General features: G+C 53.0%; 8 protein-coding genes. 2 read left to right on the top strand and 6 right to left on the bottom strand.

Annotated features, from left to right (window positions below):
• Positions 1 to 158 precede the first annotated feature (158 nt).
• On the bottom strand, positions 159 to 1,121 hold the full coding sequence (locus tag ACT3R4_RS02365; RefSeq protein WP_441677184.1) for a hypothetical protein: 963 nt from the start codon (positions 1,119 to 1,121) through the stop codon (positions 159 to 161).
• Positions 1,122 to 1,740: 619 nt separating this feature from the next.
• Here ACT3R4_RS02365 and ACT3R4_RS02360 point away from each other — a divergent pair.
• The gene (locus ACT3R4_RS02360) at positions 1,741 to 2,154 is read left to right on the top strand and encodes a hypothetical protein (RefSeq protein WP_441677186.1); all 414 of its coding nucleotides are present in this window, start codon (positions 1,741 to 1,743) and stop codon (positions 2,152 to 2,154) included.
• Between the two features lie 204 nt (positions 2,155 to 2,358).
• Positions 2,359 to 4,407 carry a choline BCCT transporter BetT gene (betT, locus tag ACT3R4_RS02355; protein ID WP_441677187.1) on the top strand — a complete coding sequence of 683 codons (2,049 nt, stop codon included), beginning with the start codon at positions 2,359 to 2,361 and terminating at the stop codon, positions 4,405 to 4,407.
• Between the two features lie 197 nt (positions 4,408 to 4,604).
• Here betT and exaC read toward each other — a convergent pair whose 3' ends face one another.
• From exaC to ACT3R4_RS02330, 5 genes are all read right to left on the bottom strand, one after another.
• Positions 4,605 to 6,125: an acetaldehyde dehydrogenase ExaC gene (gene exaC, locus ACT3R4_RS02350; RefSeq protein WP_193057154.1), complete on the bottom strand. Its 1,521-nt coding sequence runs from the start codon at positions 6,123 to 6,125 to the stop codon at positions 4,605 to 4,607.
• A gap of 94 nt (positions 6,126 to 6,219) precedes the next feature.
• A complete protein-coding gene (locus tag ACT3R4_RS02345; RefSeq protein ID WP_193057153.1) occupies positions 6,220 to 8,502 on the bottom strand; it encodes an ATP-binding protein in 2,283 nt (760 codons plus the stop codon).
• Positions 8,492 to 8,995: a putative pterin-binding protein gene (locus ACT3R4_RS02340; RefSeq protein WP_441677189.1), complete on the bottom strand. Its 504-nt coding sequence runs from the start codon at positions 8,993 to 8,995 to the stop codon at positions 8,492 to 8,494. The genes ACT3R4_RS02345 and ACT3R4_RS02340 overlap by 11 nt, the downstream gene beginning before the upstream one ends.
• 248 nt (positions 8,996 to 9,243) lie before the next feature.
• On the bottom strand, positions 9,244 to 9,672 hold the full coding sequence (locus tag ACT3R4_RS02335; RefSeq protein WP_087111921.1) for a universal stress protein: 429 nt from the start codon (positions 9,670 to 9,672) through the stop codon (positions 9,244 to 9,246).
• 10 nt (positions 9,673 to 9,682) lie between these two features.
• Positions 9,683 to 12,286 carry a TRAP transporter permease gene (locus ACT3R4_RS02330; protein WP_193057152.1) on the bottom strand — a complete coding sequence of 868 codons (2,604 nt, stop codon included), beginning with the start codon at positions 12,284 to 12,286 and terminating at the stop codon, positions 9,683 to 9,685.
• Positions 12,287 to 12,288: the final 2 nt, after the last annotated feature.

Below are 12,288 nucleotides of genomic sequence, written 5' to 3'. Positions count from 1 at the left end.
GCAAGAAAGGCGGTAATCGTTCACCTCGAAACGTTTACCGCCCTCTAAAATAGCCAGTCCACAGAGCCCCTTTGAGAGCCTAACGTTTTGAGCCGTAGAGAGCGCCTATGAGCGCCGCTTATTTTGCAAACGGTGCTTACTCGATAGTTGAAACACCTTTATGGCGCTATTAACCCCCTCTTAGCTAAGCCTCGCTGGTTCAATGTCGAGATATTCCATTGGCAGCCAATCACCCGACAAGGCTCAACATTAGCGCTCTGAAACTCTTCTGCACTCATTAAAACAGGGTTCTCAGGCACATCATGCCCAGCGCATTGATGCTCAATCATGACCGTGTTGCGTGTTTTTACCAGTGCCGGGTCTTCGTAGAGCTCGCGTGTCTGCTGAACCCTATAAAGGTTGTAAGCTAGCTTGCTCGTTTCAATGGATAGGAGCTTTGCAAAGCCTTTGGCACTGACGGGCTGGCTTGCCTTGCTTAATGCCTCTTCACCGGCAGGCCACGAAAAGTGTTCTGGCCACACTGGCATCAAGGACTTTTGAGCAATGCTGGGGGCTTGGCCGATCAGAGGCTGGAGCGTGGCCCAGACTTGTCCACGAGCGGCGTCGCTCCAATTAATATCAGCCTCAATACGATCAAAAGCAGGGCCGTAAAAGTCCTCAGGTTTGGCCGATTCGCTTGCTGTGGTGCTAGTGTCAGCTTTTGATGGAGCTACATGGCCACTGTTTGCTGGAGCGGAAAGGTAAAGGCGATACGAGCGGCCTGACTTCTCGCGATAGATAGCCCCCAACGCCTCTGCAAAATAAAGGACATAGCGCGCACCTTCTTTCTCTTGCTCGCTGCGACCTTTATAAATCTCGCTTTGCATTACCCCAGGATGTGCAGCGATCGCTGCCTTAACCTTTCGAATAGTTGATTGGTACAGAGGATCGTTAGCAACGACACTAGAAGCAAATGAACGAAACCACTCTTGCTGAGAGGCAGGATATTCAGGCCGAGTAATTTCATACGCCACCTTTTGCATCCGCTCTCTGGCTATGTCCCAACCGCCCTCAGCGTTCGCAATAGATACCAGGCAATCAGGCGTAAACCAATCGCCTAACTGCCAGCCTTGCTCTACCATATTCGCTTCGCTAGGCACTTGGTGGGCAGGTGAAGTCCCCGAGCGACTTACGCCAACAGGCTGACCGCTCGGTATAGCCTTTGGTGACGTAGATGTTGGTGTTCCGGTGATTAAAGGTCGCAACTTACCGACAATACCCATGAGCTGACTCCCTGTAGTAGCTTTCACCGAATCAGAATGGCATAGCAGTCTAATAATGCCTATGTGTAGGTCAGCTCAATAAGCTTGAAAGCTCGTGGCAGCAGGGAAGTATCTAGCCGCCACGAAGAGTTAGGAAGGGGGCAAAAATTGAAATGGGCTTTTCAGCCAGTGAAAAATAGAGAAATGCCATTATCTTGCGTCAGGCACCCGAATTATCGTGCGGCGCTACAGCATAGCGAGTTCTCTTTTTTATAGAATTATAAAGTCTTCAAACAGGCTACTGCCTGCGGAGGACAAAGCTATCCCACAAACCTTTCACCAACCTTGCATGACGCAAAAAGCCAACTAAAGTCTAACCATATAACTGCTATACGTCAGATATCCCCCCCTGCATCATCACCGTTATTGCACACTCCGTGCATACGGTTTGCACTCCCCCGCTCGATACTGACATTGTCAACTTACCAGGAGGTACGTTATGAAAATGTCATTACGCCAAGTGTTTGCCCCGGCTCTGCTGGCTATCGCGCTAACCCCACTTGCTGTGGTTGCACAGGCAGACCAGCATGAAGGTCGTCATTCAGGCGCTGACCGCGAAACCTTCTCGCAGCGCATGGAAGAGCGCCGCCATGAAGTGTACGACCGCGCCGGTTTGAACGAGGAGCAGCAAACGGCCCTCAACGAGCTAAACGCAGAGCACTTCCAAGCCATGCAGGCGTTGCGTAAAGAGCACCAGGATAAAGTTGCGGATATTCTTTCCGAAGAGGAGCGTGAATCTTTAAAGAACGCCATGAAAGAAATGCGTGACGAGCACCACAGGGATGGTAGAAGCCACGGTAGACACGGCCCGCGCGTTCAGCATGAAGACGCTACGGAAACCGCTAGCGAGTAAGCGCTTTTTTACTGTTAAGTCTTGTCAAGACGCCCGGCTTTTGCCGGGCGTTTTTGTATGCGCGCCTTGCCAAAACCTCACCTACCATTTCCTATCACTATCAAGACTGATTTGTAGTAAGCGCTTAAACAGCGTATTTTATATTGAACGTTCATTCAAAATAAAATGTTTCATCACTTGTCTCAACCAATGGAGTCCGCCTGCATGGCGAAAGACAACCCCTCCCTGCCCTCTCGCGACCGCCTCAACCCCGTGGTTTTTCATGGCAGTATGGCCGGTATATTGATATTTCTTGTGCTCACTCTGCTGTTCACGGAACAGGCTGGTGCATTTTTTAATGCAGCGCTTGCCTGGGTCAGTACCACCTTTGGCTGGTACTATATGCTGGCGATTGTGGCTTACCTGGTCTTTGTCGTGGTGATTGGCATGTCTCGGTTTGGCAGCATCCGCTTGGGTCCCGATCATTCGCGGCCTGAATTTTCATTGCTTTCCTGGTCTGCGATGTTGTTCGCTGCAGGTATCGGCATTGATTTGCTGTTTTTCAGCGTGGCTGAACCGATTTCTCACTACCTGGCACCGCCCGACCTGCCCCCCGAAAGCCAGGCTGCGATGCGTAACGCCGTCGTTCAAACCTATCTGCACTGGGGGCTCTCCGGCTGGGGGCTGTACGTGTTGATGGGTATGGCGCTGGCCTACTTCAGCTATCGCCACCGTTTGCCGCTAGCCATTCGCAGCGCGCTCTACCCGCTTCTGGGCAAGCGTATTTATGGGCCTATCGGTAACGCGGTGGATATCACGGCGGTGGTTTCTACCGTATTTGGTATTGCCACCAGCCTCGGCATTGGGGTCATTCAGCTTAACTACGGGCTGGCCTACATGTTCGATGTACCGGAAACGATTACGGTACAAATTCTTTTGATTGTCCTGGTGGTCATACTGGCAACCATTTCCGTGGTTACCGGGGTCGAAAAGGGTATCCGCCGCTTATCCGAGTTTAATATGCTGCTGGCACTCTGCCTGATGCTGTTCATACTGTTTTCAGGCGACACGCTGACACTGCTCGATAAGGTAGTTAACAACGCCGGTGACTATCTTTCCGGCTTTGTGGCGGCAAGCTTTGACACGCACGCCTTTACCGATGATGGCGCCCAGGAGTGGAAGATGGGCTGGACGATCTTCTTCTGGGGTTGGTGGATCGCCTGGACACCGTTTGTGGGTCTTTTCCTGGCGCGTATTTCTCGTGGTCGCACCATTCGCCAGTTTGTCGCCGGTGCGCTGTTTATACCGCTTGCCTTCATTATGGTATGGATGTCGGTATTGGGTAATAGCGGTATTGAGCTGGTCGCCAACCAGGGCGTGGCAGCACTCGGCGAGCAGGCGCTTAATACACCGCAAACTACGATTTACACCCTACTTGAGTACTATCCTTACGCAGCCATCACGGCAGCGGTTGTCACGATCCTGGGCGTTGTGTTCTTTATTACCTCCGCTGACTCCGGCGCGCTGGTGCTGGCTAACTTTACGTCTATCTTAAGTGACGTTAACCACGATGCGCCCATCAAGCTGCGCATTTTCTGGTCAGCGGTGATTGGCTTGATCACCATTGCTCTACTGATGGCCGGCGGGCTTAACGCTCTGCAAAGCGCAGTAGTGATTACCGCGCTACCCTTCTCGGTGGTAATTTTTGCGGTCATGGTGGGGATGTACAAGGCGCTAAAACTTGAAGGCAACAAGGCCGATGCACGCCGCGCCATTACCGGCAGCGCTCCAGGCGGCGATTGGAAGGAGCGCCTGGACCGCGCCCTGGACACATCCAACCGAGCTGGCGCTGCTGCAACCATCAAGCACTCGATTCGCCCAGCCATGACCCAGTTTGCCCAAGAGCTTGAAAGCCGTGGCCAGCCCGCCAATGTGAGTGAAGAGCAGTTGGAAGGCGAGCCGCTCCCCAGGCTAACGCTGCAGGTGGATTTTGGCGATGCCACCAGCTTTGTCTATCAGGTGTATCCACACCGGATGCGCACACCGAGCTTTATTGAAGCCGACGATGACTTCTATGTGCGCCTGGATGTCTATCTGGCTGAAGGCGGGCTGGATAAAGACCTGAACGGTTATACCCGCGGCCAAGCGATTGGCGACCTGGTAGGCGAGTACGAGCGCCACCTGCACTTTTTGACCCTGGCAGGCCAGGAACGCGGCACCGTACAACCCATGCCTGGCAGCATCGGCGAACCGCCGGAGAATGCTCAGCTGTAACTGTGATCGCATTTACCCAAAAGACGAATCCCGGCCTATGTGCCGGGATTTTTGTGCCTAATCGTTCGAGCCTCGCGCCTCAAGGCTGAGAATCAACAGCAGAGAGGGTGTAACCCATTATTCGTCGCAAGCGGGCTGTCGTCAGAGGGGCAGATAATACCGCTCGGCACCATGCCGAGCGGGGGAGCGAGCGCGGATTAGAAAAAACCGAGCGGATTGATGTCGTAACTGACCAGTAGGTTCTTGGTTTGCTGATAGTGCTCAAGCGCCACCTTGTGGGTTTCACGGCCAACGCCGGACTTCTTGTAGCCACCAAATGCCGCATGGGCGGGATATTGGTGGTAGCAGTTGGTCCATACGCGACCAGCCTGAATGCCCCGCCCCATGCGAAAGGCAACGTTAATATCCCGGCTCCATACACCTGCACCCAAGCCAAACTCGGTGTCGTTGGCGATCGCCAGCGCTTCTTCTTCATCCTTAAAGGTGGTGACCGCCACCACCGGGCCAAAGATCTCCTCTTGGAAGACGCGCATCTTATTGTCGCCTTTCAGTAGCGTCGGCTGGATGTAGTAACCCTTGTCGTAGCTGGGGTCGAAGCTTTCTTTATCTCCACCGGTCAGAAATTCAGCGCCTTCCTCACGGGCGATATCCATGTACGACATGATCTTGTCGTACTGCTCTTGAGAGGCTTGAGCGCCTACTTGCACATCGGTATCCAAGGGGTTGCCGCGCTTAATAGTCCTGGTGCGCTCAAGCACCTTGGCCATAAATTCTTCGTACATGCTCTCTTGAATCAGTGCACGTGAGGGGCAGGTGCACACTTCGCCCTGGTTAAAGAAGGCCAGCACTAGGCCCTCTACCGCTTTATCGATAAACGTCGGCTCGGCGCTCATGATATCGGCAAAGTAGATATTGGGTGATTTACCGCCCAGCTCCACGGTGGAAGGAATAATGTTTTCAGCGGCGCACTTAAGAATATGTGACCCCACCGGCGTGGAACCGGTAAAGGCGATTTTGGCGATACGTTTGTTACTGGCCAGTGCCTGGCCGGCTTCTGCACCGAAACCATTGACGATATTAACCACACCCGGCGGCAGCAAGTCACCAATCAACCCCATCAGCACCAGCACAGATGCGGGCGTTTGTTCGGCGGGTTTAAGTACTACGCAATTACCGGCGGCAAGCGCGGGGGCCAACTTCCAAACAGCCATTAAAATAGGGAAGTTCCAGGGGATGATCTGACCCACCACGCCCAGCGGCTCATGAAAATGATAAGACACGGTGTTGGCGTCAATATCGGCAGCGGAGCCTTCCTGCGCCCGAATGCAGCCCGCAAAGTAGCGGAAGTGATCAACCGCCAAAGGAATATCAGCATTCAGGGTTTCACGCACGGCCTTGCCGTTATCCCAGGTTTCTGCCACGGCCAGCTTTTCAATGTTCTGTTCAATGCGATCAGCAATTTTTAGCAGGGTATTGCTGCGCTCAGCGGCAGAGGTTTTCCCCCAAGCAGGTGCAGCCTTATGGGCGGCATCCAGGGCTTTATCGATATCGTCAGCAGTAGAGCGCGGAATTTCGCAGAAGACCTGGCCATTGACAGGGCTAATGTTATCGAAATACTGCCCATTAACGGGCGGTACAAACTCACCTCCGATGTAATTGCCATAGCGTTTTTCAAACGAGACGACGGACCCATTATCACCCGGATTGGCATAAATCATGAGAAGGCTCCTGAGGATTATGATTATTAAACGTGCCCTAACAGTATTGTTTATTATTGCCAATGACGATATAGCTTGATGCTAGGGTTAGCCCTTATCCCTTGGTAGAAGACTGCCTCTGCCGCCAACGTTTGAGTGCGCTGTGGGTTCGTGCAGCGGTGTGGCGCACTACACCAAGTGATTCATCAAGCTGGCTTTTTGTATTTCCCTCCTCACGAGCTAACACTTCAAGGCTTTTGGCCTTCTCCGCCAGCGCCTCTGCGCCCATACTCAGCGACTCCCCACGAAGCTGATGTGCCAATCTGGCTATCTGCTGCCGAGCCTGTTCGCTAAAAGACGCTTCCGGCGTGGCAAGGTATGCGCTCAGTTGGGACACATAGTCGCTGATCTGCTGATGATACAAAGCAACCAGGTTTATCAAGTGCTCATCGCCCAAACTCTCCTGAAGCATGGTGAGCGTGTCAGCATTCAGTACATTGTGTTCAAAAACATCGCGTTCAAAAACATCATGCTCAAACGTATCGCCCTGCTCCTGCGCGGGCACCGCTGTCTTACGGGCTAGCGCTGACGGCGATAAATGCAGAGCAAGCACGTCACCAAGCGCCAGAAGCGAAAGCGGCTTGGTAATGTAGTCGTTCATTCCGGCAGCCAGGCAGCGCTGGCGGTCATTGCCTCCCGCTGTCATGGCAATAATGGGCACGTCCGCCAACCAGCCTCCTTGCTCACGCAGGTGCCGCGTCACCATCAAACCGTCCATATCAGGCAGCTGTATATCCATAAAGATTAAGTGCACCGGCAAGGACGCCGCCATGTCTAGCGCATCCTGCCCATTCTCGGCACACACGACCTCGCACCCCAAGCGTGACAAAAGCCCGGTCGCGACTTTGCGATTAATGGCGTTATCCTCCACTAACAGCAGTGCTGTACCCGCAAAGTTTCTCGTCTGCTCATTAGGAAGCACTGCCTCGACGGGCATCGCTTTAACCAGCGGCAGTTTGCACCAAAATGTACTTCCCTGTCCCAGCCTACTCTGCACACCCAACTGCCCGTTCATGGCTTCACTTAGGCGCTTACAGATAGCAAGCCCAAGCCCCGTCCCCCCGTAGCGGCGAGCGACCGATGCCCCCGCTTGCTGAAAAGGTTCAAATAACGCCGTTTGCTGCTCTTCACTAATCCCGCACCCGGTGTCGCTAACTTCCAGTAGCAGGTGCTCCACCGTTGAAGAGACCCGAACAGTGATCGCTCCGTGATCGGTAAACTTGGTCGCGTTCGCCACAAGGTTAAGCAAAATCTGTCTCAGACGACCCGCATCAGCCATCACCCAACGCGGCACCAGCGGGTCGATATGCATGCTTAACGCCACCCCTTTGGCCCTCGAACGCGGTTCAAATAGCGCTACTACGCTATCAACCAAGGGCCTTAATTCAGTAGGTGACGCTTCAAGTGTTAAATGGCCTGCTTCGATTTTGGAGAAATCGAGAATCTCGTTGATCATGGCCAACAGCTGGTTGGCGCTCTCATGAATCGTGCGCGCGTAATCTTCTACCTGGGCCGAGCTTGCTGGCTCACTGAGCAGCTCGCTCATGCCGATCACGCCATTAAGCGGGGTACGAATCTCATGACTGACCATGGCCAGGAAGTCGGACTTGGCATGATTAGCAGCCTGCGCCTGCTCGGCGGTCACTTCCAATTGTTGGCTTAGTTGCTCCTGTCGACGCCGGGCTGTCGCACTTTCACGCATTTCTCGGATCAGGAACGCAATGACCAACAACACAGCCAGGCTCATACCGACCAGCAGCGTCATTAATAATTTATAGAGCGCGCTTAACACACGGCGCTCTTCAGTGGCAGACTCCGCCAGGTAACCATTGATGGTGATGACAAACCGCTCGGTTAGCTGGGTGAGTGCTTCAAGCTCTGCTTCAATTAACACAATGGGCAGTTGATCCAGCACCTCATGAGGTGCAAACAAGAGGTCCAGCGGTTCCATCTGCTGGCCTATTTGCGTTAGCAACTGCCTCGCCCCTTCAATGTCAGTAATCAGTGAGTTGACTTCCCCTTCTTGAAGCAACATAAGACGGCTATACAAAAGTTCAAAACGCATATTCAGCTCGTTTTGTACCACCGGGGGCATCTCTGCACGGGATGCTGAAAGCAAGTGGTTAAGCAGCTGTACTGCATCACGATCGAGTTTATAGGCTACCCATGAGGTATCTTCGCGCAAACTTTGTGTGAGGTTGTCCTGCCGCCAAGAGGCCAGAGCAGCGACTACCAGCGCCGATGCAAACAGCAGCACGGTAATAATGGCCACCAGTTTAAGGCGGCGAGGATAACGCAGCAGGCGGGGCGAGCGCACTTTGGCTCGGTTAAAGAACATCTATACGCCTAACCTGCCAAACAGCTCTAAAGCGCACTTTTTCACTTTCGTCCTGATCAAACGGATAAAGCACCCAAAGAGGCCCAAACTCGCGAATAGGGATGTGCTGGTTATTTCGTTTAAGTGCCAGAATGACGTCGTAATCATAAAAATCCTTGATCGGTATGTCAGCCACATAGCCGTTAAGGGCCGATACCTCTATCGCATCACCCTTGGCACCTACGTGCTCAAGCACATCACGTAACAACGGGCCTGAATATTGACTGACGCCACTTGTCCAGGGCGTACTCGTTTCAAACGCGTGCTGTGGCAGCCCCTCTAACATGTCAATATCAAAGTCGGCACCCGCTTCGGTATTCACATTTACAATATTGCCTCTTACTTCCAGCAAAACGTTACCATCTGGTGCTTCCAAGGGGGTGGACACATCGGCAAATCCAGCCAAGGGAGACCCTAGCACCAGCAGAACCCACCCCAGTAATAATGTTCTCACGATGACATCCTCATATAACTTTGCTCTATAGTTTTCTATTCAACTTTCGATACAAACACCCGTAGAGTATCGCGATCGGCTTACCCAGGTCAGGAAAAAAAGCGACTTTCTATATTAATTACAATTAGATACACCTACACAGCTACTTAAAGACTACTATTTTACTAAACATTACCGTGGGGTTATAAAAAAACTCCAGCTCATATGAGCTGGAGTTTTCATAGTGCCTGATACCTTTTAAAAAGCGCCTAGCGAACGATCATGACGGACACCTTTGAGTGATGAACAACATGCTCAGCATTCGGGCCCAGTACATAGTCGACAAACTTATGCCGAGTATGAGAAGCCATCACGATCAGGTCCACGTCCAGCTTTTTACCCACCTTAATGATGGCCTCCCAGGGGGAGCCATCGACAATAATGCTTTGGGTTTTAACATCCTGCGGAATATTGTCCTGAATAAACGTATGCTGCGCCTCTTTCATGGCTTCATGCGCTTTTGCAGAAAAATTCTTGGGGAAGTAAGCCCCTACCATCGGCATTTTGAGTTCTGGCAGCACAGTGACAATGTGCAACGACGCACCGAAGGTCTGGCAAAGCGTTACCGCCGTGGGCAACGCTTTCTTCCAGGAACCCTCTTCATTCAAGTCCACGGGCAGTAATATTTTTTGGTACATGACAACCTCCCTAGGCCACTGCCGCGCCATCATGATCAGACTTTTTACTACGCCGGCGACGCTGCATGAGCACAACAAAACCAAATATTGCCAACGCCGGTAGCCACATCCACTCTTTCGTCCAGCGGTCTACAGGGGCCAGTACTTCGATAATCTCCTGGTCGAAGTCAAACCCCAGGTCGGCGGCCTGGCTGCCGAAGGCGACGAAATCGACTAGCGTTTGATCACCGTCTACATACAGCTCCATACCGAGGTTTTCCAGGCGCTCCTGGCCCGTATCACCGCGGGGCACCGGGACCAGTACGTAGGTCGTCATTGGCGAGCCAAAAGCATCTTCACCAGCGATTTGTACCCGCAGGTTACTGCCATCCTCGACACGCTCAAGGGCATCAGCAAACTGGGCAGGCGGCACTGACGCATACGGGTCATGTATCTTGTCCATCCAGAAGCCTGGGCGGAAGAGCGTGAAAGCGACCAATAGCAGCAGCAGCGACTCATACCAACGATTGCGCGTCAGCATGTAGCCTTGCGTGCCTGCGGCGAAAATCAGCATCGCCACGGTGGCCACAATAAACACCACCACGCCCTGCATCGGGGTAACATCAATGAGCAGCAGGTCCGTATTAAAGATAAACAGAAACGGAAGCGCTGCCGTACGCAGGCTGTAGTAGAACGCCTGGAAGCCTGTCCGAATCGGGTCCCCTCCGGACACAGCAGCAGCCGCAAAAGAGGCCAGCCCCACGGGCGGCGTAACATCCGCCATAATGCCGAAATAGAACACGAACAGGTGGACAGCGATCAGCGGCACAATCAGGCCATTTTGCTGACCCAGCATCACAATCACCGGCGCCATCAAGGCCGAAACCACAATATAGTTAGCGGTCGTGGGCAAGCCCATGCCTAGAATCAAGCTCAGCAAGGCGGTTAAAAACAAAATCATCATCAGGTTACCGCCTGACAGGATTTCAACCACATCTGCAAGCACAAGGCCCACACCGGTTTGCGACACCGCACCCACCACGATACCCGCTGTGGCCGTCGCGATACCGATACCGATCATGTTACGCGCGCCAGTCACCAGGCCGTCCCACAGGTCTAAAAAGCCCTCTTTGATATCGGCGGCCATTTTGCTGCGCCCACGGAAGACGGCAATAATGGGACGCTGCGTCACCATAATAAAGATCATGAACACCGTGGCCCAAAAAGCGGAAAGCCCAGGCGAGAGCCGCTCGACCATCAAACACCAAACCAGCACAACAACCGGCAAGATATAGTGCAAACCGACCATTACGGTGGGTCGTGTCTGCGGCAGTTTAATAACCTTGGCGTTAGGGTCATCCATTTCCAGCTCAGGATAGTGAGACCCGATTTTCAAAAGCCCTACATAAATAATCGCCAGGCCGATTGAAATGACCCACGGCGTTGCCTCACCCAGCAAGGGCTTGAGCCACCCAAGGCCGTAATAGACCACCACCGACAGCCCCATTAACAGCAGCAGGCCGGTTAAAAATCCTATGATTTTGTTGAGTAATGGACGGGCTGGGTTATTGGAAGGCAGCCCTTGCATATTGGCTTTAAGGGCTTCCAGGTGAACGATATAAATCAGCGCAATATAGGAAATAATCGCAGGCAGGAAGGCATGTTTAATAACGTCCACGTACGGGATGCCGACATACTCAACCATCAAAAACGCAGCCGCGCCCATTACCGGCGGCATGATTTGCCCATTCACCGATGAGGAGACTTCAATGGCACCGGCTTTCTCAGCGCTAAACCCCACCCGTTTCATCATGGGAATAGTGAAGGTGCCCGTTGTTACCGTATTGGCAATCGAGGAGCCGGAAATTAGCCCGGTCATGCCTGATGCCACAACGGCCGCTTTTGCAGGGCCGCCTTTAAGATGGCCTAACATCGAGAATGCGACTTTTATAAAATAGTTACCGGCACCGGCCTTATCGAGCAACGCACCAAACAACACAAACAGAAAGACAAAGCTGGTAGATACACCTAGCGCGATACCAAAGACGCCCTGGGTACCCAACCACTGGTGGTTGATCAACCCTCCCAGGCTGACGCCTCGGTGGGCAAGAATGCCCGGCATGTACGGGCCAAACAGGGAGTAGCCAATAAATATCGCGGCAACCACCATCAGGGGTGGGCCAAGCGCACGCCGAGTAGCTTCCAGCAGCATGATAATGCCGACGATGCCCACCACGATGTCCTGCGTGATAGGGCGCCCGGGGCGCTGCGCCAACTCTGAATAGAAAAGAAACAGATACCCACCGCAAAAGGCCGCTACCGCTGCAAACATCCAGTCTTGTAGCGGAATACGGTCGCGCGGTGAGCGCTTTAACGCAGGATAGGCCATATAGGCCAAAAACAGCGCAAACGCCAAGTGAATAGAGCGTGCTTCAGTGGCACTAAAAACACCGAAGCCGATCATATAAGGGAGTGGAGATGCAATCCATAGCTGGAACAGCGACCACGCTGCTGCAATACTTACCAGCAACTTACCGGGTACGCCGTGAGGCTTCCTTGCCCCTGTGTCACTGGCGGCGACCATATCCTCCAGGTCGCTCTCAGTGGCGTTAGAGGGTTGTTTGTCATCACGCATAC

The sequence above is a fragment of the Halomonas sp. AOP7-E1-9 genome (assembly GCF_052376035.1).
In the GTDB taxonomy this organism is placed as follows: Bacteria; Pseudomonadota; Gammaproteobacteria; order Pseudomonadales; family Halomonadaceae; genus Vreelandella; species Vreelandella citrativorans.
This window is presented reverse-complemented; position numbering and strand designations above follow the sequence as displayed.